This window comes from Chitinophaga sp. (assembly GCF_039596135.1).
Taxonomy (GTDB): Bacteria; Bacteroidota; Bacteroidia; order Chitinophagales; family Chitinophagaceae; genus Chitinophaga.
The window spans coordinates 16,101-42,325 of record NZ_JBCNKH010000011.1 but is presented as its reverse complement, the minus strand read 5'-3'; the positions used below and the strand labels follow the sequence as shown (position 1 = coordinate 42,325).

The following is a 26,225-nucleotide window of genomic DNA, read 5'->3' as shown; positions in this document are numbered from 1 at the left end:
TTACACGGTAGCCAGGATCACATTAAATGTAGTTCCATTGCTACTGGTACTGTCTACTTTCAGTTGTCCGCCATGCAGCTGAATAATTTGCTGGGAGAGGCTAAGACCGATACCACTACCTTTGCGCTTGGTGGTGTAAAAAGGGATAAAGATTTTATTGATCGCATCGGCATCGATACCCGGACCATTGTCGGCGATGGAAATGCAAACCTGGTTAGACGTAGTCATCGTTGCGGTGAGTTTAATTTCCGGGTGAGCAGTATGTTCCAGCGCATCCATGGCGTTCTTAATCAGGTTGATCAGCACCATCTGCAGCTGGGCACTGTCTGCATGAATTTCTGCACCGGCAGAATCTACTTCAAACTGGTAATAGATGCCTGCCTGTTTCATATCTGATTGCAGCAGATTACTCACTACCGTGATTAGTTCCTTGATATTGACATCTGTGAATTGTGGCTTGGGTAATGTGGTATAATCCCTATAGGCATTCACGAAGTTCATAATACCTTTGCTCCGGCTTTTAATTGTTTCCAGGGCTTCCATCAGGTCGGTGATTGCCTCCGGCTGGTGACTGTCTGGCGAGATGTCCTGTTCTATAATATCCTGCATGGTGCTAATGAGGGATACAATAGGGGTAACAGAGTTCATAATTTCGTGGCGAAGGATCTTGGTCAGGTTCTGCCAGGCTTCCAGCTCTTTTTGTTGCAGCTCTGCATGGATGTTTTGCAGGGAAATGAGTTTTACCAGCCGGCCCTGTAAACGTATGGTAGCTGCGTGAATGGAGAGTTGTTGTTCTGTACGGGTACGATACAGGATCTTATTGCCCGAGTGTACCTGTAGCAATAATTCCGGCAGGTCGGGATGAGTCGATTTCAACTCTGCAATGTTGCGCAGGCGATAGATACCCAATAGCCGGAAGGCGGCAGGGTTGATCAGTTCTATTCTCCCCTCAGCATCGAAAGAGAGTACCCCGATGCTGATATGCTGTACAATGGTATCGATGTATTTTAGGTTCGCTTCTTTTTCCGCCCTTGTCTGGCGGAAGGCATCCAGCACCTCGTTGAACTGGTGGTTGAGTGCCTGAAAGCTCTTGCCCATTTTATTGTCTGCGCTGAACCGGATGGAAAAGTCTTCGTAGCGGATAGATTCTAAAAAGAGAGTAAGCTTTCTATTGATCCTGTTCATGTAGTAATACATTCCATAGATCTGCAGGCAAATCAGGGCTGCGATTGCTAACCCCGGAATCGGCCCCAGGGTTCTCCATACTTCTACGCCGGCAATAGTGCTGGCGGTGAGCAGGAGTATGCGCAGGAATATATTGACGCTGAACCGGTTCATTTAGATATTATATTTTTCCAATCTTCTGTAGAGGGCTGCTCTGCTCAGGCCTAGTTCCCTGGCGGCTTCCGTAATGTTGCCATTACATTTCTTCATGGCCTGGGTAATAATGTTGCGCTCCATTTCTTCCAGGTTATAGCCTGTATTCAGCTGGGTTTCCTGGACAGGGTTTTTCACAAATACATCTTTGGCCTGCAATACCTTGCCCTGGGAAAGGATGACGGCCCGCTCCATGGCATGTTGCAGTTCACGGATATTCCCCGGCCAGTCATATTGCAGTAACTGCTGTACGAGCGATTCATGCAGGCTATTTACCGGCCGTTTGTATTTGCTGCTATATAATTGGAGAAAATGTTCTGCCAGTGCAATGATGTCCTCCTGTCTTTCCCTCAGGGGAGGAAGATGTATTTCAATTGTATTGATGCGATAGAGTAAATCCTGGCGGAACAGGTATTGAGCTGCCATCTGCTGAATGTTGCGGTTGGTGGCGCAGATCAGGCGAACATCTACAGGGATTGCTTTGTTGCTGCCCACTTTGGTTACAGACCTGTTTTGCAGTACAGTGAGCAGTTTTGCCTGTAATGGAAGGGAGATGTTTCCTAGTTCATCCAGGAAGATGGTGCCTTTGTTAGCTTCTTCAAACCGACCGACCCTGTCTTCGCGGGCATCAGTGAAGGCGCCTTTCACATGGCCGAACAGTTCACTTTCAAACAGGCTTTCGCTGATGGCACCCAGGTCTACACTCACGAACGGGTGGGTGGCACGATGCGAGAGCTGGTGAATATGCCTGGCCAGCATATCCTTGCCGGTGCCATTTTCACCAAGAATGAGTACGTTGGCGTCGGTGCCGGCAACCCTGGCCGCCGTATCCAATACCGCCAGCATGGACGGACTATTGCCAATGATTGCACCGTTATTGTTGGCAGCAGGAGAGGGTGGGACTACCTTTTCCTGCTGCTGATTTTTTTTATTGTAAGCAGTCTGCATGGTAGCCAGGAGCTTTTCATTTTCCCATGGTTTCAGCACAAAATCGGCTGCCCCGGCTTTGATAGCTCTTACTGCCATTTCTACATCGCCGTAGGCGGTGAACATCACTACTGCCGCTGACGGTTGAATGTCCAGGATCCTGTCCAGCCATTCAAAACCTTCCTTTCCACTGCTCAGGTCACGGGTAAAGTTCATATCCAGCAGGATCACGTCGTATTCAAAATTGGATACCAGGTAAGGGATCTTCTGAGGATTGCGCTCAAAGTCTACCTGCCCAAAATGGCGTTTCAGCAGGAGGCGTGCTGCGCGCAATACGTCCATATCATCATCTACTATCAGTATTTTACCAGGCAGTGTAGTCGTAGTCATAATCAATTCAAATAAATATATTGTTGATAAAACTCCGCAAACAATGTTCCCGACAATGAATGACATGGGCAAACGACTGCGGATGTGGCCACTGGCAATATTATAAAAAGATTTCGGTTTTTGGCAGTACTGGCGCCGGATTGACGGAAAGTGTCCGGAATTGGACGTACAGTGTGCGGTACAGGACGTTTTGAAAGAAGGGTGCGCGTTGAAATGCTGTGCTGGTAAAGGATTCCCGGCTTTGGCATGCCGGTTGTCTTATCCGGTATGCAAGTTTAGCACATTCACCTATGGATAGAAAAATAGAAAAGAAATACTGGTCAAAGAAAAGGATCACCCTGGTAAGTGGAGGAGCAGTCGTAGCACTGTTGCTGATCTACAACCTGATCTTTGCCGATCACCGCTCGAAGTTAAATGTAGAGAAGGATAAGATCACTATTTCTAAAGTCACCCGGGGTACTTTCGATACGTATATTGCAGTTACAGCAGTCGTATTACCTTTGAAGACCATTCGTCTCGATGCGATTGTGGGTGGGTATGTAAGTCAGAAATACCTGGAAGGAGGTAGTATGGTGAAAAGGGGAGACAGTATTCTCCGCCTGCAAAACCAGAATATGGAGATGGAGTTTGTAAACCATGAAACCGAGATATACCGTCTGATCAATGAGCTGCAGAATACCCGGCAAACCTTGAAACAAAATCGCTTTACTATGCAGCAGACCCTCAATGAACTGGATTTCCAGATAGATCAGGCCAAGGATCTGTATGACAGAAATAAGCAGCTGGTAGATGAAAAAATCGTAGCCCGCCAGGATTATGTCAAGTACAAACTGGATTATGAAAGACTGGTAAAACAAAAGCAGATTGAAATTGAAAGCCAGAAATTCCAGGAAGAGAATGCCAGAATCCAGATTGAAAGGTTGGAATCTACCATCTCCCGCACCCAGCGTAACCTCCAGATGATGAAAGACAATATGAACAACCTCGTATTGAAAGCACCTATTGACGGGCAACTATCTTCTGTAGATGCGGAAGTAGGGGGAAGCATCCAGGCGGGACAAAACATCGGGCAGATCGACGATCTGAATGGGTTCAAGATGAGGGCTGAGGTAGACGAACACTATATTTCAAGGGTATTTCCAGGTCTGAAAGCCAGTTTTGAATTTAATAACAAGGTATATGGCCTGGTCATCATCAAAGTATATCCTGAAGTAAAGAACGGCCGTTTCAATGTAGATATGAAGTTTGACAAAGAAACTCCCGATGGCATCCGCAGGGGGCAATCCTCTCCTATCCGCCTCGAATTAGGTAAATCTTCTGCAGCCCTGCTGCTGCCAGTAGGTGGTTTCTTCTCTGATACCGGTGGTAACTGGGTGTACGTAGTAGATAAAAGTGGTAAACGTGCTGTAAAGCGCAATATATCCCTGGGCCAGAAAAACCCGCAGTACTTTGAAATATTGGAAGGATTGGAGGAAGGCGAACAGGTGATCACCTCATCTTATGAGAATTTTGGAGACAAAGAAGTATTAGTATTTTAATATAATCAAAATAACATCAATGATACGTACCGTTAATCTGCAAAAAATATTTACCACTGAAGAGATCGAAACTTCGGCGCTCAATGGCATCAACATGGAAGTAAAAGACGGTGAGTTTGTTGCTATCATGGGGCCGTCAGGTTGTGGCAAGTCTACCTTATTGAATATCCTGGGTCTGCTGGATAACCCTTCTGGCGGGGAGTATCACTTCTGGGATCATGAAGTAGCGAGAATGAGCGAAAGACAACGTGCCCAGTTGAGAAAAGGATCTATTGGATTTGTATTCCAGAGCTTTAACCTCATCGATGAACTGACTGTTTTTGAAAATGTGGAATTGCCACTCCTGTACCTGAAAGTACCTGCCAGCGATCGTAAAAAGAAAGTAGAAGAAGTACTGGAACGTATGAATATCATGCACCGCCGCAACCACTTCCCGCAACAGCTATCTGGTGGTCAGCAACAGCGTGTGGCAATTGCGCGAGCCGTAGTTGCAAAACCTAAAATGATCCTGGCGGATGAGCCTACCGGTAACCTCGATTCTACAAATGGTGAAGAAGTAATGAAACTGCTGCAGGAACTGAATGATGCCGGTACTACCATGATTATGGTGACACACAGCCCTTATGATGCCGGATTTGCCCATCGTGTAATTAACCTGTTTGATGGTAAGGTCGTTACTGAAAACATCAAGGAGCAGTTTCACGTATAATAAACCACAATAGACATGCTTAAACATTATTTCAGAGTTGCGCTCCGCCACCTTCGGCGGCAACAGATTATCACTGTGATTAACATACTGGGGTTGGCGATTGGAATGGCATGTTGTATGTTGATTGTATTATTCGTCAGGAACGAATATGGGTTTGATAATTTTCACCCCAATGGCAAAAACATATACAGGGTTACCAACAGCTTTACAAAAGCCGGAGAAACCAATTATGGTTCCAATACGCAGTGGCCTGTAGGACCGTACCTGAAAAATGAAGTCAGCGATATAAAAGAATCAGTACGTATCATGAATGTTGGTACGGCACTGTATACCTACCAGGATAAGCAATTTGTAGATCCTATATCATACGCAGATGCCGGTTATTTCACCTTGTTTAATTTCCCCCTGGTAAAAGGTAATGCCCAAACAGCGTTAAAAGAACCTTATACCATGGTCATTACCGAAAAAGTAGCAAAAAAGTATTTCGGTAATGATGATCCTTTGGGCAAAATATTGAAAGTAGAAAATAGATTTGATTGCAGAATCACTGGTGTGGTAAAGGACCTACCCCTCAATACCGATGTGGGCAAAGAAGTGCTGTTATCTTATAGCACTTTTGAACAGCTGGTAAAACAAGACGGTGGTTCGATGGAGCAATGGTACAATTTTAATGACAACACCACATTTGTACTATTGCCTGAGGGCGTAAGCCTGAACAAAATGAAATCCCAGCTTCAGGGATTTACAGACAGGCATGTTAAGGCGATTGCGAGTTCGCTGGGAGAGGTGTTCGGCTTGCAACTACAACCATTGGCTAATGTGCATCTACATCCCCAGGGCGATAAACACAAGCAGGATAATACACATTTACTCTATATCTATATTGCTATTGCCATTTTTATCATATTGATAGCCTGCTTCAATTTCATGAACCTGATTACTGCCCGGGCTAATGAAAGAGCTATAGAAGTAGGGGTAAGAAAAGTAATGGGGAGCGAGCGTCGCCAGCTGGTCATACAATTTATGTCAGAAGCTGTATTGTTAACCACGATCTCATTTGTACTGGCTATCTTTCTTGCATTACTTTTCATGCCATGGTTCGATAGAATTACCGGCAAGGAATTTCAACTCTTTACATGGAGCAATCTTCCTTTCCTTGGATACCTCTTTGCCATGTCAGTAGGTGTAGGATTATTATCTGGTAGTTATCCTGCGTTATACCTTTCTGGTTTTCTGCCAGTGGCAGTGCTGAAAGGCGGATTTAAAACCTCCGGTTCCCGGGTATGGATCAGAAAGGCACTGGTGATCGCACAGTTTTCCATTGCTATTATTCTCATTGTAGCTACGATCGTTGTATATAGTCAGTTACGTTACTGGCAGAATAAATACCTCGGTTTTGATAAAGAGAGATTGGTGAATGTAAATATTTCTTCAGAAAGTGCGAGAAAGAATATCAAAGTGATAAAGGAAGATTTACTCAGGCAGCCAGGTGTTCAAAATGTAACTGTTTCCAATACAGCCATGGGGCGGTATGTTGGCTCCGTAAACCCAGTTGTGAAAGAGGGAGATAGCGAGGATAAATCAATTGTGACCAGTGTGATTATGGGGGACTTTGATCTGTTGAAAACGCTGGATATAAAGTTGACAAAAGGACGTGACTTTTCGCCGGGTTTTGCAACAGATAGTAACAATACTTTTATTGTCAACGAGGCAATGGTAAAAGCGATGAATCTCCATGACCCCATTGGTCAGCGTATCAAATGGATACCCGGGTTTACAGAGCGAAAAGGCGAGATTATTGGCGTAGCAAGAGATTTCAATTATTCTACATTGACGATTCCTGTATCGCCGGCTATTTATATTGTACGCAATGACGGTTTTAGTGTAATGAGTATCCGGTTGGCAAAAGAAGGAGATCTTACAAAGCAGGTAGCTGCTATTGAAAATGTGTGGAAAAAGTATGTTGCCGATTACCCTTTCGCTTATTCATTCGTAGCTGATGATCTGGCGCAGCAGTATGTAAGCGAGGACCGCCTGGCATCACTCTTTGGTACATTCTCTTTGCTGGCAGTAGTCATCGCGTGTATGGGATTGTTTGGACTCAGCATCCTGGTTGCAAGACAGCGTACCAAGGAGATTGGTATACGCAAAGTACTGGGGGCGTCTACTGCAAATATTACCAGGTTGCTCTCGCAGGATTTTATGCAATTGGTATTGGTGTCCCTGTTGATTGCCGTCCCTATATCCTGGTTCCTGATGAACAAATGGTTACAGGATTTTGCCTATCGCATTAATGTAGAATGGTGGATGTTTGTATTTGCAGGCGTCACGGCTATGATCATTGCATTGTTCACCATCAGTTTTCAGTCAGTGAAAGCTGCACTGACTAACCCTGTAAAATCATTGAGAACTGAATAAAGATATTTAAGTCGTTACGTTTTAAAATGACAAGTTCAAAAATGAAACCTGGGCCGGTATTGACCAGCCCATCCTTTTACAAATCTTAAATCGTTTATTATGATTAAGAGTTACATCAGGATCGCGTTGCGCAACCTATGGCGTAATAAGTTATTTTCTGCGATCAACATCGGTGGGCTGGCAATTGGTATGGCTATTAGTTTTATATTGATGCTATATGTGCTCTTCCAGTTTAGTTTTGATAAGTTTCATAAGAATACAGATAATATTTACCAGGTACTAACTGCAGAAGAAGGGTCGTGGACTACGCCTGTTCCGCTTGCACCTACACTGGAGAAGACAATACCCGAAATTAAAACCACCTCCAGGGCCAGTTATTTCTACCCACACCTGCTACAGGCAGGTGAGAATAGTATTAAGTTGACAGGCGGCTATGTCGATCCTCAATACCTTAACATTTTTAGTTTTCCTGTCATCAATGGAAGTGCAACCCCATTGAGTGAGAAGAATGAAATTGTGTTGACTGAGAGTACTGCACATAAATTATTCGGGGATGCAAATGCTGTCGGACAATTGGTAAAGCTGGATGCACAGGATCCGCTGATGGTGAGTACTGTGGTGAGTGATCCGCCGGCTAATTCTTCTATACAGTTTGACTATTTGTGTGGCTGGTCATTGTATGAAGCAAAGGAACAATGGGTCAAAGATAATACCTGGGGCAACTTTGGTATCAGAACTTATGTGCTGCTACAGCCAAATGCATCGATCGTGGCTGTACAGGGCAAGATAAAGCATGTGCTGCAAAGCGCAGGCGACAGTAAAATAAATACCACACTTATGCTGCATGCAGCAAAGGATTGGAAGCTATATAATACTGTTAAAGATGGGAAAATCATTGGCGGTAATATTGAAACAGTGCGCCTGTTCCTGTTGCTGGCATTGGGTATTCTGCTGATCGCCTGTGTGAACTTTATGAACCTGAGCACTGCACAGGCAGAACGTAGGGCGCGTGAAGTAGGAGTGCGCAAAGCGATTGGTGCTAACAGGGGGGGACTGATCTCCCAGTTTTTTGGAGAGTCGCTGATATTGGTATCACTGTCTACTGTATTGGCGTTATTGATGATGTGGATACTGCTGCCCACATTCAATACGTTTGCAAATAGTGCGCTGTCTTTTGGAAGAGCCCCAATGGTTTTCTGGGTAGGTCTGCCTTGTTTATTACTGGTAACAGGTTTGCTGGCGGGTAGCTATCCTGCATTATATCTTTCTTCTTTCAGACCTATCAAAGTATTGAAAGGGAGTGCTATAAAGATCAAAGGCAACTTTTTATCCAGGCAGGCATTGGTAGTATTCCAGTTTGGGCTGGCAGTGGTGCTCATTATTACTACCATTATCGTTTATCGTCAGTTGTATTACATCCAGCATAAGCCGATTGGTTACGATCCCAAAGGGTTAGTGGATATCGAACTGGAAGGTAAGTTATACGAAGGCTATGATGCTTTCAAAAATGCGGCAATTGCTTCCGGAGGTGCTGTGGATGCTACTATTGTAAGCAGTCAGATTACAAGTGCCGGTAGTACAAGTTGGGGACTCAGGTGGCCGGGACAAGAAGCGGGAGAGGAGCAGAAGGTATTTGGTGTGATTGCGACTGCTGCGCATTTTGCCACTACCTTTAGTATCCCTGTTTTACAGGGCAGAGACTTCCTTTCCAAAGCGGATTCCATGTCCATTATGCTAAATGAAACTGCCGTGAAAGCTATGCACCTGAAAGACCCAATGGGACAGGTGATTACATACAATGGACAGCAACGTACCATTACGGCTATAGTCAAAGATTTTGTGTGGGAAACATCTTATAAACCCTCAACCCCCATGATCTTTACCTATAATCCTAACTGGCGGGGTGTGATGACCTTTAAACTCAATCCAACACTTTCTGTAAAGGCATCTATGGACAGGCTGGAAAAAGTGTACCGTGAAATGAATCCGGATTATCCATTCAATTATGCCTTTGTAGATGATAATTATCAGAAGAAATATGATAATGAAAGATTCCTAAGCAGGGCGATCAACATTTTTGCATCACTGGCAATTATTATCAGTTGCCTTGGTTTGTTAGGCTTGTCAGTATTTGCTGCAGAACAGCGTAAAAAGGAAATTGGGATCCGTAAGGTGATGGGGGCCGGCGTACAACAGGTGATGTTACTGTTGTCAAAAGAATTTCTGAAACCGGTGTTAATTGCAATTGTGATTGCATCTCCCATAGCAGCATATATTATGAACAACTGGTTACAGCATTACACCTACCGGATTGACATCGAGTGGTGGATGTTTGGTATAGCCGGATTGCTCGCTGTATTGATTGCGTTGGTGACGGTGAGCATACAATCTTTCAGGGCTGCTAATATGAATCCTGTTAAAGCATTGAGAACAGAATGAGAGTTTATTTCAAAATAGCATTGCGTAGCCTGTTGCGTTATAAAACATATGCAGGTATAAATATCGCTGGGCTGGGGCTAGCTATGGCTGCATGCCTGCTTATTTACAGGGTAGTGCATTTTGAAATGAGTTTTGACAGGTTCCATGCGGATCATGAGCAGATATACAGGGTCGTATCTGTAACTGGTACAGAATATTTCATGGGCGTACCTTTCCCTGTGCCGGGAGCATTGCGAAAGGATTATCCGCAATTGCAAAATGTAGGGGCTATCCGGCAGACGGATGGTGTGATCATCGTAGATGATAAGAAATTCAGGGAGCGGGATCGTGTGTATTATACCGAACCGTCTGTGTTTGAAATATTAGGCTTCAAGTGGCTGTATGGTAATCCACGGGAATCGCTGTCTGCACCGGGTACTGGGGTGATGACCAAAAGTATTGCAATAAAGTATTTTGGTAGTTGGGAAGCTGCTATTGGTAAAACTTTTAATCATAATAATGAAAGGATAATAAGGGTAACGGGCATATTGGATGATATGCCTGCAAATACGGATTTCCCATTTAGCGTGGCGATATCGTATGCGACCTTGTTGCCACAATTAGACCAGGCAGATTGGTTGTCGGTGAACGAAGCACATAGCGTACTCGTGAAACTACCGGCTGGTATGGATGAAGCACATGGCAATGCCATGCTGTCTGATATGATCAAAAGGTATAAGCCAAAAGAAAACCGCAAGGAACAATTGCAATTACAGCCATTGTCTACAGTGCATACAGATACGCGTTTTCGCAATTACAATGCTGTGTTTAGCCCGCGTATGATCAGTGGGTTGATACTGGTAGGTGTGTTTCTCCTGATCATTGGCTGTGTCAACTTTATTAATATCGCTACTGCACAGGCAGTGACCCGCTCACGTGAGGTCGGTGTACGCAAGGCATTGGGTGGTGGCCGACAACAATTAATAGGGCAGTTCCTGGCAGAGACATTTGTCATAGCCTTTTTTGCATTGTTGCTGGGATTGTTAATTGGTAAATTATGCCTGCCTGAGGTATGCCGTATTATGCGGTTGCCGGTACTGGAATTATTTGATACGGATTTACTATACTTTACTATTGGGTTATTAATAACAGTAACATTATTAGCAGGTGGTTATCCTGCATTCATTATGTCTGGCTTCAATCCTGTCAATGCATTGAAGGGGATTGGGATGAAGATAGCCGGCGGTCTTTCGCTCAAAAGAATATTAGTGGTGCTACAGTTTGCAGTTGCACAATTACTACTGATTTGTATGCTGGTAGTGATGAGCCAGATGAAAAAGGTATTGCATGCGCCGCTGGGTTTTGATCAGAAAGCTGTGGTAACAGTATCTATTCCTAAGGATAGTGCCTCTGTACAGCAATTTGGATTCATCCGTAATCAATTGTTGCAATCACCAGGTATCAGGCAGGTGAGTTTCAGTTTTACACCAGCCTCCAGTTATGGCGGTTGGTTCGGCAAACTGAGGTTTGAAGGGCGCATCATCAATGACTTTGCTGTGGATTTAAAATTTGCTGATCAGGCATACATCAATACTTATGGTATGCAATTGGTGGTGGGTAGTAACTATACGCCTGCAGATACGGTTAATGGCTTTGTGGTGAATGAGACACTCGCCAAAAAATTAGGGTACCGGGAGCCGGCTGATATGATTGGTAAGCGAATGACGTTCTTTAATGACCAGGTTTCCGGGCTGATTACAGGTGTCATAAAAGACTTCAGGGCAAATAGCCTGAAGGAACCCGTGTTACCGCTTGTATTGATGAACAATAGATCCTGGTATCGCACACTGAATGTAAAGATCGATCCTGATCAAATGCCGGAAGCGATGGCGGCGATTGAGAAGACATGTAAGATGGCATGGCCTGCTTACCTGTATGAATATGAATTCATGGATGATCTTTTGAAAGACTTTTACCAGGAGGAGATACAGCTGTCTGCTTTGTATAGATTGTTTGCGACCCTGGCGATGTTTATTTCCTGCCTTGGTTTGTATGGGCTTGTATCATTGATGGTTGTACAGCGCAGGAAGGAGGTAGGTATTCGTAAAGTATTAGGTGCTTCGGTAATGGATGTACTGGTATTATTATCCAAAGAATTCACACTACTGGTGGTCATTGGTTTTATCATTGCTGCACCGCTGGCCGCTTATTTCATGCAGGGGTGGCTGAATTCTTTCAATGTAAGAATCGGTTTACAGGCGAATATATTTTTACTCACTATAGGAGGGGCTTTGGTCATCGCATGGATGACTGTAGGTATGCGAACAATTAAAGCAGCACTGGCCAATCCGGCAAAAGCCATCAGAACTGAATAAAATAAGGGTATGTTCTATAACTATATAAAAATAGGATGGCGCAACCTGATGCGTCAGAAAGTTTTTTCCGCAATCAATATCACGGGGATGACGGTGGCATTTTGTGTCGCCTTCCTCTTAGGAATCGCGGCTTATTTTGAATGGTCTTACGATCAGTTTCATACAAATAAGAACAACGTTTTCCAGGTCTACACTGCCGAAAGAATGGCAGATGGTAGTGTACAGAACAATAGTAGTCAGGCAGCCCCATTTGCCCCTACCATTGAAAAAGAATGCACTGCCGTGCAGTCAGCTACCCGTTTTGGATGGGATTATGAAGCTGTTTCTTACAAAGACAAATCCCTTGACCTGCATGTTACTTTTGTGGATCCGGCCTTTCTCACTATGTTTAGTTTTCCTCAGTTGGAAGGAGACAAAAATGCATTGCAGAAACCTGACCAGATCCTCATTACAAGCAAGGCTGCGAACAAGTTATTCCAGGGGGAATCTCCTATTGGTAAGCTGGTGCAGATCAATATGAATAACCATCTGCAGCCTTTTACAATTGCTGGTGTGATGGCAGATGTGCCACGCAACAGTAGTATTGATTTTGAAATTCTCTGCAGCTTTCAGAATGTAATAGCAGGACTGGAAGATCCTAACACCTGGGATAATCAGGCTTACCAGGTATTTGCGCAACTGCGTCCTAATACCACGCCTGCTATGCTGGAACAGCAAATGAAAGCTGTAGTTCATAAGTACAGAACTAATAAGCTGAACAGCATGAAAGAAAATGGTGTAATGCCTGGTGCTGATGGAGAAATGTTGTCTATGCGTACCTTCCCAGTGTCAGATATGCACTTCAGGGAAGAGAGTAATACGGGAGGTGACATTAATCCGTTTTACCCCTGGATGTTACTGATCATGGCCCTGTTGATTGTAGGTACTGCCAGCATCAATTTCATTAACCTAAGTATGGGTAGGTCCTTTACCAGGGCAGGGGAGATCGGATTAAGGAAAGCACTGGGCGCGGTACGAACACAACTCATCATGCAGTTTTGGTGCGAAGCCCTGATTGTTTGCAGCATTGCTTTTATGGCCAGTTTGGCATTGGGCTTATTGGTCTTGCCTTCTTTCAACCGTTTGTTCAGTTATCATCTGGATTCTTCAATTTTACTGAATGTAAGATTGATTAGCTGGACCATCGTTGCATTTCTCTTTGTAACTATACTGGCAGGCGGATATCCTGCCTGGCTGATAGCCCGTACAAACCTCATTGAAGTGTTGAAGGGCAAGATGAGTTTAGGCAAAAGTGGTTTTCTGAGGAATATACTCATCGTGGTTCAATTTGTAGTAGCGGTATTGCTCATAAGTTCTACGGTTGTGCTCTGGCAGCAATTACATTATCTGCGTACCCGTCCTATGGGGTTTAATACGGAGCAGGTGATCAGTATACCTGTGACGGGCAATGTGGATGCTACTAAGGTGCTTGCCCGTATGCAACAGCAACTGAATGGGGATCCACATGTTATTTCCAGTACAGCGTCCTTTATGAACCTGGGTGCCGGACTGGCGGGGGGGGAGTCTACATGGAAAGTTGGTTTTGATTTCAACGGGCATGAGGCAAAGACGGTTTGGGTACCGGTGGAGTACGATTACCTGCAGACGTTAGGATTGCAACTGGTATCCGGCAGGGATTTTTCCCGGTCGTTCGGAACCGACTCCAATACGGTTATTGTCAATGAAAAGCTGGCGGCTGCATTGGGAGGCGGGAAGGATGTAGTAGGGGAACACTTCGAATTTGACGGACAACAAATACAGATTATCGGAATCATAAAAGATTTTAATTTTAAATCCCTGCGTCAGGGAATTGGACCATTGGCATTGAAACTGACGCCGTCGTTACAGGCCGCGGCTATATTTGTGAAAGTGAAACCCACAGACCTGCCTGGTGCCATGACTGCCGTGGAGAAGGCCTGGAAAGAAGTAGTGCCGCAGGGGGACTTTAAAGGCTCTTTCCTGAATGAGAATGTAAACCGAATGTACGAGGCAGAGGCCAGGCTGGCTACCATCATTGTTTGTAGCGCCATATTGGCTATCGTCATCTCCTGTATGGGCCTGTTTGCAGTAGCCGTATTGGTGATAGGGCAGCGGAACAGGGAGATTGGTATCCGCAAAGTAATGGGGGCTTCCGTGAGCAGCATCGTTGCCCTGCTGTCGGGAGGATTTCTGAAACTGGTGGCTATGGCAATTGTGATCGCCGCACCCTTGGCCTGGTATATCATGAATACCTGGCTACAGCATTTTGCTTACCGCATAGAGATTCAATGGTGGTTATTTCTCCTTGTTGGACTGGCAGCACTTATAATAGCATTTTTTACTATCAGTATACAAACGATCAGAACAGCGTTCATGAATCCCGTAAAATCGATCAAAACAGTTTAAATAATGATACAGCTAAAGCACATTTCAAAATATTATCCCGTAGGATTTGGCAAAAATGAAATATTGAGAGATATTGACCTCGCAATATTTGAAGGAGAGTTTGTATCCATTATGGGGCCTTCCGGTTCAGGAAAATCTACGTTGCTGCATATCCTGGGATTACTGGAAGAGCCATCACAGGGGGAATACCTGTTTGAGGGGGAACCGGTGCATAAAATGAATGAAAAGAAGCGTACCCAATTGCACCGGGGTTCCATCGGGTTTGTGTTCCAGGCATATCACCTGATAGACGAATTAACTGTTTATGAAAACATAGAAACACCACTTTTATATAAAAATATACCATCGGCAGAAAGAAAGAGCCGTGTAGCAGACGTACTTGACAGGTTTAATATTGTAGCAAAGAAGGATCTGTTCCCCAACCAGTTATCAGGAGGACAGCAGCAGCTGGTAGGTATTGCCCGTGCTATTGTAGCTGAACCCAGGGTAATACTGGCCGACGAACCAACCGGTAATCTGCATTCTGATCAGGCCAAAGAAATTATGGAACTGTTCAAACAATTAAACCAGCGAGACAAGATCACCATTATACAGGTTACACACTCCGAGTTAAACGCAACCTATGGTCAGCGAATTATACAAATCCGCGACGGGAAAATCGCATAATTGGGAGTTAATAATTTAATAATCCGGCGTTTAAAGTCTCTTCGGTGCAGCAGAATAGCCGTTTTGCCAGCTGCAGACTTTAAACGCCGGTTTTTTGTACCGTAACGGGATCGTTTTTTAGGCTTTTATAAAGAAAATGTTTATGTTATCATTACAATTATTATATTTTTGGAATGTCATGAAATTATCCAAGTACCCGGGATGTATCCTGGCAATTTGTTTATTGTTTGCTAACATTGTAGCAACTAAAGCCCAGGATACCTGGAGCCTTCAGCGTTCCGTAGATTATGCCCTGGCTAATAATATAGATATCAGGCAGCAGGTCGTTCAGAAAAGGCTGGCAGAACTGACGCTTAAGCAAAGCAAGATGGCCCAGATACCTACGCTGAGTGGGAACCTGAGTGGAGCTTATGCAAATGGTCGTAATATTGACCCCAATACCAACTCATTTATCACCTCTGCTGTTACTTCTTATAGCGGTGGTTTGTCTGCAGGGGCTACGCTCTTTAATTTCTTTTACCAACAGAATACAATCGCGGCAAATAAATACCAATATCAGGCACAGGATAAGTTGCTGGAAAAAGCGAAGAACGATGTCGCTTTTAATATTGCGACCGCATTCTTACAGATACTGCTAAATATTGAACAGGTGCACATTAGCGAGGTGCAGGTAAAACTCACAGTAGATCAGTTGGAGAATACGAAAAAACTGGTAATAGCCGGATCCGTACCAGAGAGTAACCAGGCCGACCTGGAAGCGCAGCTGGCTACAGACAGTGTGACCCTGGTGAATGCACAGAACCAGGTGATTCAATCTACCTTACAGATGAAAGCGTTGTTGAACCTGAGTTTTGATCAACCATACGTACCCCAGATCCCGGATAATATCACTGAGATTCCATTGCCAAGACTGGATGAAGTTGACCCGGAAATGGTATATAGCGCAGCCAAATCCAACAACCCCCAGATGAAGGCAGATCAGTTGCTGGTTAAATCTTATGAAAGATCATATGCTGCTTACAAAGCGCAGATGTATCCAACGTTATCAGCTTCAGGACAGGCTTATAGCAGCTATGCAAATAGTGCTAAAAATACCACTTTAAAAACGGCAACCCCATATTCAGTTACGGTGGGACAGGTAGATGTAAATGGAGTAACATATGATGTAAAGACTACAGGGTATGATTACACCTATAATTACACAACTATCCCATTGGGAGACCAGATCAGCAATAACTTTAAGCAAACGCTTGGCCTGTCTCTCAATATACCTATTCTGAATGGATGGACATTCCGTACCAATATGCAGAAGGCAAGGCTGAATATTGAAACGCAGAAACTGACCATGGAAAAGGATAACCAGAAACTTCGTCAGGATATCTATACTGCTCATGCCAATGCTGTAACATCGTTGCAAAAGTATTACGCCGCATCCAGGGGAGTAGATGCATCCCAAAAGGCATTTGATTTTGCCACTAAACGATTTGATCTGGGTTTAATGAATACGATTGACTATATTACTACACAAAGCAAATTGTTCAATGCGCAGATCAACAAAGTATCCGCGCAATACGACTATATATTTAAAATGAAGCTTCTGGAGTTTTACAGGGATCAAAAAATAGCGCTGTAGCAAGTCCCGCTCCTTTTTGAAATACACCGGCATATGAAGAAAAAAAGAAAGACACTTTATAGAGTGATCATACCTCTTATAGGACTTGTCATTATTATCTGGGTCCTGCTGGCAAGCAGAAGATCTGAAGGTATCAAAGTAGCAACAGAAACGGCTGGTTATAAAGACATTATAGAGGTGGTGTCTGCCAGCGGAAAAATTTATCCAGAGACCGAAGTAAAGGTAAGCTCTGACGTATCCGGTGAAATTGTTGACCTTCCGGTTATAGAAGGAGACTCCGTTCGTAAGGGCCAGGTACTGGTTAAGATTTATGCGGACGTATACGGCTCAATGAGGGACAAAGCCAATGCTGCCCTGAGCCAGGCACAGGCGCAACAGGCAAATAGCTCCGCTGCACTGGCCGCATACAAAGCTAAGCTGGATCAGAACAAGCTGGCTTACGATCGAAACAAAGAACTGTTTGCACAGAAGGTGGTATCCCGGAGTGAGTTCGAAACAGCTGAGGGTACTTATCGCTCTGCCCTGGCAGATTACAACGCTGCTGTGGAGGCTGTAAACAGTAACCGCTATGCCGTGGCCAGCGCCCGTGCCGGCCTTACAGAGGCAAATACTAACCTGAACAGAACTACTATCGTTGCCCCTATGAATGGTATCGTATCCCTGCTGCCAATGAAGAAAGGGGAGCGTGTGGTAGGTACTGCGCAGATGACGGGTACTGAAATCATGCGTATTGCAGATCTGAATACCATGGAAGTACAGGTAGATGTGGGCGAGAACGATATTCCCCGTGTAAAATATAATGATACTGCCATCATAGAGGTAGATGCCTATAATAACCGTAAGTTCAAAGGTATTGTAACCCAGATAGCCAGTTCCAGCAAAAATGCAGCGACCAGCACTTCTACAACTACATCTTCTGCCGACCAGGTGACGAACTATGTGGTACATATACGCATCCTGCAGTCTAGCTACCAGGATTTAATCACTGGTAAAAAACCTTATCCATTCCGCCCGGGTATGAGTGCTTCTGTAGATATTCAGACCCAGCGAAAGAACCATGTATTGTCTGTTCCTATCAACTCGGTGACTACAAGAGAAAAGGATAGCAGTTCCAGCGATAACAGTGAAATTGTCTTTATGCTAAAACCTGACAAAACAGTGAAACAGGTATCTGTTACCACAGGTGTACAGGATGACAGCTATATTGAAATATTAACAGGTATTAAACAGGGTGATACCATTGTGACAGCGCCTTATTCAGCTATTTCGAAAGACCTGGCAAATGATAAGAAGGTAAAGGTGGTGCCTAAGAAAGACCTGTTTGAGAATACGAATAAATAACTGCTGATAAACTCTTTTTTTAAACAAAACGCTTCTGGTCGCCGACCAGAAGCGTTTTGTTTTTTACTTAACAAATTCTGGTCAGATCTTTGCTTATATGTTGTAACATATAAGTTACCAGCGTCTGCAATTGTCTGACCTAAACATATTATAGACGGAAACTAAAGTATTGGGCATATTCACTTGTTGAGTATGCCCATTTTGCCTTTTATAAGTCTATCTCATGAAAAACTTAACATTGCCCAATGTTAATTTAACATTAATTTTATGTTATCACATTAAGTAAATATTTAAGAGGTTATGTCAAGTACCAAAACGCCCAAAGCTGGTAAATCTACCAGCAAAGATGCCCGCCATGATATTGAGAAGAAGTTGGATCTGCTGCTCGTCGATCTGAAGAAAGACCTGGGAGACACAAAGTTCAAAAACAGAATCAAAAAGGCTGCAAAGTTATTGAGCAAAGGTGTCGAGAAAGCAAAGAAAAAAGCAGTTAGCGCTAAAAAGAAAACCAAACCAGCGAAAGCTGTTAAGACCAAAAAAGCGACAGCTGCTCCTGCAACAGCAACAGCTGAATAAGTAACAGTTCATCTGTTACGACGCCCACTTATACAGTACTGACTGGTATATGTGGGCGTTGTAGTATATATTTAGGCCTTTTAGGTATGAAAAGGCTTGTCATATATTTTTTAAGCCTCTTGCCCTTGGTGGCAGCAGGTCAGCAAAGCAGTCAGGTGAATGTATTCCTTGGCTCATCCGGAGACCATGGGCAAATGTCCCCAGCAGCATCCTATCCCTTTAGCATGCTTAGCATAGGTCCGGAAACCTACCCATCCACCCACACCGGGTATGAGTATCTCGCAAAAGAATTTCTGGGTTTTACACACAATCGTATGGAAGGTGTAGGCTGCCAGGGTTGTGGTGGTAACCTGCTGGTGCGCCCTTTCCTGGGTGATGCACCTGCAAAAGCGGACCTGATCAAGACTGCGGAGAAAGCGTCGCCGGGGTATTATGCAGTAGCATTTGAGAATGGTATCGGGGCTTCATTTGCCGTTTATAAAAATGCCGGCTTACATCAGTACCAGTTTCCGGCAGGTAAAAAAGGCTTGTTCATTGATCTCGGTTTTGCACATGTAGGCCGTTTTGTGGCTGAACAGCATACCATCAATGGCAATTCAGTGAGTGGATGGATTGAATCCCGTACTACCTGTGGCGCAGGAATTTACCGCATTTACTACTACCTGCAAGCAGAACAAGGGGTAACCTGGGATTCTACCGGCAATCATCAGCTGATTGCGCGCGTGAGTAACGATACCAGGTTGCTCAATGTACGTGTAGCTCTTTCTGCCGTAGGGGAATCCTATGCAAAAGCAGCTATCAACAATAGTAACTTTGAGACCCTGAAAGCCGCCAGTGACAAAGATTGGAATGCTATGTTGGGACATATCAGGGTAAAAGGTGATCCTGCCCGTGAGAAACTTTTTTATTCTTTATTCTATCGCTCTATTCAATCTCCTTATGTAGTATCAGAGCCAGATGGTAGCTATGCAGCCACTGATGGTACTTTGCAAAAAACAAGTAGCAAGATATACAATGGCTGGGCTATCTGGGATAACTATCGTGCACAGCTACCGTTGTTGTCTATAGCATTTCCAGGTGAATACCAGGATATGATGACTTCTATTGCAGGTTTGTATGCGCATGGTAAAAAGGATATGGCTACCCTGCATGAACCTAGCATCACCGTTCGTACAGAACATGCGGAAGTAGTATTGCTCGATGCTTATCGCAAAGGATATAATGTAGACTTTAAGTCTATTGCTGATTCTCTTGAAAAAGAAGCGGCGAATTTAGATTTTGCACATCCTGATAAAGCGCTGGAATCTTCTTATGATCTCTGGGCAATGTCAGGAATTTTCAATGCATTGCAGAATCCTCAGAAAGCAACTTCCTATCGTGAGCAGGCAGCTAATTATAAGCAATACTGGACAAAAGATTTTCAGGACCTGACCCGTCGCGATGTAGACCAGATGCAGGCAAGGGGCTTGTACCAGGGAACAATCTGGCAGTATCGCTGGTTTGTGCCTTTTGATATCAGGGGGTTGATTGAATTATGTGGTGGCGAAGCAAAGTACATTGCACAGCTGGATGAATTCTTTGGTCATGATTATTACAATCATACCAATCAACCAGATTTGCAAGCACCTTTTCAGTACAACATGACAACACAACCATGGAAGTCCCAGGCCCTTGTACATAAAATTGCGGTGGATACTATGATTCAGCACTACTTCAATGATAATAGCAGGGGTATTGGATCTGAGATAGATGTGATTTACAAGAATCAGCCAGCAGCTTATGCAAGAACAATGGATGACGATGCGGGAACCATGTCTTCCTGGTTTGTACTGGTTGCTGCAGGTATTTTCCCGGCTTGTATTGGGGAACCGGTGTATTACCTGAATGTACCTTTGTTTGAGTCAGTAGAGTGGGAGTGGAACGGTGGAAAAAAATTTCATGTGCAGGTCAGGAACTTTGGAGAAAAGAACGTGTACATCCAACAGGTATTATTGAACGGAAAACAATTAGACCGGAACTGGATTACGCAGGAGGAGATTACGAAAGGAGGGGAGCTCACCATTGTAGCAGGTGATAAACCTAATGAGAAACAGGGAGTCGCCAATATTTACCTTACGAAATAATTAATAAAAAAACGCTTTTGCCCCCAGCAAAGGCGTTTTTTTATTGAACTTCCTTTACTTTGCAGGAAATTGGATACAGGGATGAAAGCAGGAATTATTGGTAGCGGCAGCTGGGCTACAGCCATGGCCAAAATATTAACGGATAATGGCAGACAGATCAACTGGTGGATCAGAAGTGAAGAGACGATCCGGTACATGCAGCAACGCCACCACAATAAACATTATCTCACATCTGTATACTTTGATACCAATCTGATACAGTTGAGCAATGACCTGGAAGCCGTAGTAGCAGCCAGCGATGTACTGGTACTGGCAGTACCTTCGGCCTTCCTGGAAGAAGTGCTCTTACAGCTACCCACCGATGCCCTGCAAGGGAAAAAGGTAATCAATGCTATCAAAGGTCTGGTTCCCGGTGCCAACCAGCTCATTAACGAATACCTGGAAGATATCTTCAATCTTCCTTTAGATCAATACTTTACCATCACTGGTCCCTGCCATGCAGAAGAAGTGGCCAATGAAAAGCTATCTTACCTCACCTTTTCCGGCCTGGAAGAGGATGCAGCCCAGCAAATGGCCGATCTTTTTAGCAATAGTTACTTACAGACCATTGTGAACAAAGATGTGATTGGCGTACAACTGGCTGCTGTATTGAAGAATATCTATGCATTAGGTGCCGGTATTGCCCATGGGCTGGATTATGGAGATAACTTTCTCAGTGTATATATCACCAACTGCTTCAGAGAGATGCAGCAGTTCCTGGAAACTTACGGCCAGGATCATACGGAGCCTGTTACAGAGCATAACTACAATGCCAGTGCCTACCTGGGCGATCTGCTGGTAACCTGTTACAGCCTCCATAGCCGTAACCGTACCTTTGGAAATATGATTGGCAAGGGATATAGCGTGAAATCTGCCCAGCTGGAGCTGAACATGATTGCCGAAGGGTATTATGCCAGTAAGTGCCTGAAAGAAATGAATGAGCAGGTGGGGGCATATATGCCTGTAGCGCAGGCGGTATTTTCCATATTATGGCAGCACCAGAATGCTGCAGAAGCATTTCTGGCGCTGGAAAAAGGTTTTATTTAGCGATCGCTATTTTCACTTTCTTATTCTTAATCTTTTGATTTTGTATGAGGTTCAGCACATGACTGGCCTTGCTCTTACGTACTGCTACAAAAGAGTAGAAATCTTTCACTTCAATTAAGCCGATATCTTCTTTTTTCAGTTCACCTCTGTTGCTGAGGAAACCTACAATATCGATTTTGTTCACCTTGTCTTTCTTGCCGGCTCCTATAAAGAAGGTCGTCCACTTTGGCTTTTCCGGAATCTCGTAGTCACCTTCCAGGGAGATCAGGTCGACTTCTTCGGAAATGTAATCCGGCAGGTGTTCCTCAGGGCCGATGATTAGAATGGCAGTGCCGCTGGCATCCATTCTGGCTGTACGACCGTTTCTATGGGTGAAGATGGCTTCTGTGGCGGGCAGGTGATAGTGAATGATGTAACGGATATTTGGAATATCCAGTCCTCTTGCTGCCAGGTCGGTGGTAACCAGGAGGTTGGAAGACCCATTCCTGAACTTAGCAAGCGCTGCTTCTCTTTCGTGCTGTTCCATGGCGCCATGATAGAATACGCTTACCAGACCCTTATCTTTCAATAGTGAGTTGGTCCGTTCCACAGCATCGCGGTGGTTACAGAAGATAATAGTAGAGCGGTTACCCAGTTTGCAAATAAGCTCGAACAGGGTGTCCAGTTTATCTTTTTCGGGGCTTTCCAGGTATTGTATAGCCAGGGCAGGAGCGGGTTCACCACTCAGGAAATCCAGGGTAACAGGATTTTCCATGTTTACAAATTCTGGTATTTCTACAGTGCTGGTGGCGGAGGTGAGTAAGCGTTTTTTCAGCCCGGTGAGAGAGTTGAGAATAAATTCCAGTTCTTCTACAAAACCCAGTTCCAGCGACTTGTCAAACTCGTCCAGTACCAGCATTTTGATATTCTCAGTTTTGATGTTCTCCCTGCGGAGGTGGTCACCCAGTCTGCCAGGGGTACCTACGATGAGGGCAGGTGCTTCCAGGAGGTTATTTTCTTCTGTCTCTCTTTTATGGCCACCATAGCAGCAGGTGATTTTGACACCAGTCCGCATGTTTTTCCATACAGTTTCGATCTGAAGGGCCAGTTCCCTGGAGGGCACGACGATGAGGGCCTGGGTACCGGGTACTGTTTTGTCCAGTGATTCCAATACAGGTATTAAAAAGCCCAGGGTCTTACCAGAGCCGGTGTCTGAGAGCAGGATGACATTGTCTGCTTCCTGATTTGCTTTGATAGATGCGGTTTGCATCTCATTCAGCGCATCTATCTGGAGCGCAGAGAGGATATTTTCGTATACATTTTGCATTGCGGGGCAAAAGTACGGGAGTTCTGTAAGTTATTCAAACTACTGAACGGAAGGTTCGGGACCGAAATAGTTCCGGATCATCCATTCAATATGTTCGGATAGACCGGCCTCTGTAATAGCCGGCCCCGCCGACTGTGAAAGTATATTGTTTTTGTCAAAGGTGTATTCCAGCACTTCTCCTTTCATAACTACGAGATACTTTTTCTCTTTGGCTTTCTTACGCAGGGATATTTTCCTGCTTACCCCGTTGACCGTAATACTACAAGCAAGCGTGCGCATGTGAAGATGTAGGTTTTAAAATGAATAAAGAGTAACGGTTTTTCACAGGATGAATGATAGCGTTAGCCTGGCTAATATAATAGCCAGGCAATCGCTCAGGAACCTGTTAATAAAATGTATTAAATAAATGATGCTGAACCTGCTCGTCAGCAGGGTGTCTGAATTAGCTTTTCGTCGTCTGGGTCAAATGTAGTGTCTTGATCTCAGAATATTGTGAACGCTATGTTAATGAAAAAAAATAGTCGGTCACCCAAAAAAAATTGTCCTGGGTATTGTTAACCCAGGACAATAAACTAAAACAACAGCTATGAATGAAAAAAATGTTATGCTTCGTGGATAAAAGTTTCAATTACCATACCATGCACCCCATCTGGCGATTCCACACTTCTCCCCCAGGAATTGTGGTTATAGGGAAGCATGAATTGTGGAAATAAATCCACACTTTTGAATGGAATATCTTGTAGAAGCTGCCACAGGCATAATGGATTGATATTTGAACCTACTATACTTGAGAAATAGGGAGCAGGGAAAACAGCTGAAATGTGGGCCCATACGAAATGAATCCTTCTATTTTTTTGATAATCAATTTATTAATGGAACAAGTGTAAGCATGGCACAGCATATTAAACCGGATGTGAGACCCCCATCCGATGCAGTATATACGCATGAGGGGATGAACAAATCATTTATTCTGATTATTGACGATGAACCGGACATCTGCAAACTGTTACAGTTGAGTCTTGTTAAACATGGATATAATGTAAAATATGTGCATTCGCTCACTGAGGGAACGCAGTATTTGCAGCAGCAACAACCGGATTTACTCTTCCTGGATATCCATCTGCCAGATGGCTCGGGATTAGAAGCATTACCGGCTATTAAGAAAAAATGTCCGGCCTTGCCAGTCGTTACCATCAGCGCTTACGATAATGGTATGGAAAAACAGAAGGCACTCAAGGCAGGTGCCAGTTACTTTCTCGCAAAGCCATTCAATGTTAAAAGCCTGGATGAGCTGATGAGTAACATGTTAAGCAGATAGTGCATTGCAATGAAAGGTATTAATTAGTAAATTTAAAAAAGCTGTTGTTCTAACACCACATATAACTTTTATGAGAAATATTCTGATTATAGACGATGAGATCAATATTTGTACACTGCTTAGTAAATTTCTGGGCAAACATGGCTTCAAAGTAGATACTACTATGAGCGGTGCTACTGCACTGAAAATGATGAAGGAGAAAACATTTGATCTGGTGTTGTGTGACTATCGTTTAAAGGATACAGATGGTGCTCAGTTATTACAGGACATATTGCAAATCAATCCCCGTACAATCGTAATCATTATTACCGGTTATACCGATGTAAGAGTTGCTGTAGATATGGTGAAGAACGGTGCTTATGATTACTTATCTAAACCATTGTATCCGGATGAAATCCTCAACCTTGTGCATAAAGCCTTTGCACACATGGATTCCGAACGCGAAAGGGAATCTTCTATGCCTGCCAGAACTTACAATGGCAGCGTAGAAAGACCTGCGGTTGCTGCTACATCTCCAGATGAGCCTAATGGTGAGATGCTGGATAAAAGCAATAAATATGTATATGGTGAAAGCACTGGCGCCCGCGAATTAATCCGTCAGATTAAGCTGGTGGCACCTACCGATTATAGTACCATCATATTTGGTGAAACAGGTACAGGCAAAGAATCAGTAGCCCACCTCATTCACCACCATAGTAAACGTTATTCTCAACCTTTTGTGGCACTGGATTGCGGCAGCCTTTCGAAAGAACTGGCGGCGAGTGAACTGTTTGGTCATGAAAAAGGTGCATTCACAGGTGCGATCAATACCAAGATTGGCGCCTTTGAGCAAGCTCATGGTGGTACGCTCTTCCTTGATGAAGTATCGAATCTTTCTTACGATATACAGGTAGCCCTGCTACGTGTGATCCAGGAAAAGGTAATTCGTCGTGTAGGTAGCCTGAAGGAAATTCCGATCGATGTGCGCATCATTGTAGCTAGCAATGAAAAGCTGTCTGAATCTGTGCAGAAAGGTCGTTTTCGTGAGGATCTTTTCCATCGCTTCAATGAATTCACTATCTATATTCCACCATTGCGCGAGCGGGTAGAAGATCTGCCTTTATTCGTCGATGCCTTCATGCGCCAGGTAGAAAGAGAACTACAAAAGAATTGTGGCAAGATCACTCACGAGGTATGGGAATGCTTCAACCGTTATAACTGGCCAGGTAATATCCGCGAACTGAAAAACGTAATTCGCCGCGCCTGCCTGCTGACACCGGAACATGAAGACATCACCCTGTCTACCTTACCGTTGGAAATGAAAGAAGCATTCTCCCAGCAACCTTCTTATGAAGAAGATCACCAGGTGAATATGTCTGGTGAACTGATTTCCATTACCAACGAAAATGATCTGAAAACAGTTGCATTGCAGGCAGAATACAATAAGATCATCAATGTACTCAAAGAAGTAAAATATAATAAAACAAAGGCCGCACAGCTGTTGAACATCGACAGGAAAACCCTGTACAACAAGCTGCGGTTACTGAACATAAATTATTAATTTATTGATCAATATAGTGTTTGTTTATAGTTTATTGTGGGGCGCTTTATAGTGCCCCTT

General features: G+C 44.0%; 18 protein-coding genes. 14 read left to right on the top strand and 4 right to left on the bottom strand.

The window, feature by feature from the left end; translation table 11 throughout:
* Together ABDW16_RS10005 and ABDW16_RS10000 are read right to left on the bottom strand one after the other, a co-directional pair.
* Nucleotides 1-1,338: an ATP-binding protein gene (locus ABDW16_RS10005; RefSeq protein WP_343669429.1), complete on the bottom strand. Its 1,338-nt coding sequence runs from the start codon at nucleotides 1,336-1,338 to the stop codon at nucleotides 1-3.
* On the bottom strand, nucleotides 1,339-2,694 hold the full coding sequence (locus ABDW16_RS10000) for a sigma-54 dependent transcriptional regulator (RefSeq protein WP_343669427.1): 1,356 nt from the start codon (nucleotides 2,692-2,694) through the stop codon (nucleotides 1,339-1,341).
* 290 nt (nucleotides 2,695-2,984) lie between these two features.
* Here ABDW16_RS10000 and ABDW16_RS09995 point away from each other — a divergent pair, with 290 nt between their 5' ends.
* The 12 genes from ABDW16_RS09995 (at nucleotide 2,985) to ABDW16_RS09940 (ending at nucleotide 22,001) form a co-directional block, all read left to right on the top strand.
* Nucleotides 2,985-4,232 carry an efflux RND transporter periplasmic adaptor subunit gene (locus tag ABDW16_RS09995; protein ID WP_343669426.1) on the top strand — a complete coding sequence of 416 codons (1,248 nt, stop codon included), beginning with the start codon at nucleotides 2,985-2,987 and terminating at the stop codon, nucleotides 4,230-4,232.
* Nucleotides 4,233-4,251: 19 nt separating this feature from the next.
* Complete coding sequence (locus ABDW16_RS09990; protein ID WP_116853231.1) at nucleotides 4,252-4,941, top strand: ABC transporter ATP-binding protein; 690 nt, start codon at nucleotides 4,252-4,254, stop codon at nucleotides 4,939-4,941.
* A 15-nt stretch (nucleotides 4,942-4,956) separates the two neighbouring features.
* Entirely contained in the window at nucleotides 4,957-7,359 is a 2,403-nt protein-coding gene (locus ABDW16_RS09985; RefSeq protein WP_343669425.1) for an ABC transporter permease, read from the top strand.
* 99 nt (nucleotides 7,360-7,458) lie between these two features.
* Nucleotides 7,459-9,798: an ABC transporter permease gene (locus ABDW16_RS09980; protein ID WP_343669424.1), complete on the top strand. Its 2,340-nt coding sequence runs from the start codon at nucleotides 7,459-7,461 to the stop codon at nucleotides 9,796-9,798.
* Nucleotides 9,795-12,152: an ABC transporter permease gene (locus ABDW16_RS09975; protein WP_343669423.1), complete on the top strand. Its 2,358-nt coding sequence runs from the start codon at nucleotides 9,795-9,797 to the stop codon at nucleotides 12,150-12,152. Before ABDW16_RS09980 ends, ABDW16_RS09975 begins: the two co-directional genes overlap by 4 nt.
* 9 nt (nucleotides 12,153-12,161) lie before the next feature.
* Nucleotides 12,162-14,576: an ABC transporter permease gene (locus ABDW16_RS09970; protein WP_343669422.1), complete on the top strand. Its 2,415-nt coding sequence runs from the start codon at nucleotides 12,162-12,164 to the stop codon at nucleotides 14,574-14,576.
* A 3-nt stretch (nucleotides 14,577-14,579) separates the two neighbouring features.
* Nucleotides 14,580-15,242 carry an ABC transporter ATP-binding protein gene (locus tag ABDW16_RS09965; RefSeq protein WP_343669421.1) on the top strand — a complete coding sequence of 221 codons (663 nt, stop codon included), beginning with the start codon at nucleotides 14,580-14,582 and terminating at the stop codon, nucleotides 15,240-15,242.
* Between the two features lie 178 nt (nucleotides 15,243-15,420).
* Nucleotides 15,421-16,875, top strand: a complete 1,455-nt coding sequence (locus ABDW16_RS09960; RefSeq protein WP_343669419.1) for a TolC family protein — start codon at nucleotides 15,421-15,423, stop codon at nucleotides 16,873-16,875.
* 33 nt (nucleotides 16,876-16,908) lie between these two features.
* Nucleotides 16,909-18,216 carry an efflux RND transporter periplasmic adaptor subunit gene (locus ABDW16_RS09955; protein ID WP_343669417.1) on the top strand — a complete coding sequence of 436 codons (1,308 nt, stop codon included), beginning with the start codon at nucleotides 16,909-16,911 and terminating at the stop codon, nucleotides 18,214-18,216.
* 300 nt (nucleotides 18,217-18,516) lie between these two features.
* Nucleotides 18,517-18,792 (top strand): hypothetical protein, encoded by a 276-nt coding sequence (locus tag ABDW16_RS09950; protein WP_343669416.1) that lies wholly within the window; start codon nucleotides 18,517-18,519, stop codon nucleotides 18,790-18,792.
* An 86-nt stretch (nucleotides 18,793-18,878) separates the two neighbouring features.
* Nucleotides 18,879-20,915, top strand: coding sequence for a glycoside hydrolase domain-containing protein (locus ABDW16_RS09945; protein ID WP_343669414.1), 2,037 nt, complete (start codon nucleotides 18,879-18,881; stop codon nucleotides 20,913-20,915).
* Nucleotides 20,916-20,996: 81 nt separating this feature from the next.
* Nucleotides 20,997-22,001, top strand: coding sequence for an NAD(P)H-dependent glycerol-3-phosphate dehydrogenase (locus tag ABDW16_RS09940; RefSeq protein ID WP_343669413.1), 1,005 nt, complete (start codon nucleotides 20,997-20,999; stop codon nucleotides 21,999-22,001).
* Here ABDW16_RS09940 and ABDW16_RS09935 read toward each other — a convergent pair.
* Nucleotides 21,994-23,307: a DEAD/DEAH box helicase gene (locus tag ABDW16_RS09935; RefSeq protein WP_343669412.1), complete on the bottom strand. Its 1,314-nt coding sequence runs from the start codon at nucleotides 23,305-23,307 to the stop codon at nucleotides 21,994-21,996. The two genes, ABDW16_RS09940 and ABDW16_RS09935, sit on opposite strands and share 8 nt — an antisense overlap.
* Before the next feature lie 39 nt (nucleotides 23,308-23,346).
* Nucleotides 23,347-23,586 (bottom strand): hypothetical protein, encoded by a 240-nt coding sequence (locus ABDW16_RS09930; protein WP_343669411.1) that lies wholly within the window; start codon nucleotides 23,584-23,586, stop codon nucleotides 23,347-23,349.
* Between the two features lie 610 nt (nucleotides 23,587-24,196).
* Between ABDW16_RS09930 and ABDW16_RS09925 the strand changes: the two genes are divergently transcribed.
* Complete coding sequence (locus ABDW16_RS09925) at nucleotides 24,197-24,625, top strand: response regulator (protein WP_343669410.1); 429 nt, start codon at nucleotides 24,197-24,199, stop codon at nucleotides 24,623-24,625.
* Between the two features lie 70 nt (nucleotides 24,626-24,695).
* Nucleotides 24,696-26,165 (top strand): sigma-54 dependent transcriptional regulator, encoded by a 1,470-nt coding sequence (locus ABDW16_RS09920; protein WP_343669408.1) that lies wholly within the window; start codon nucleotides 24,696-24,698, stop codon nucleotides 26,163-26,165.
* Nucleotides 26,166-26,225: the final 60 nt, after the last annotated feature.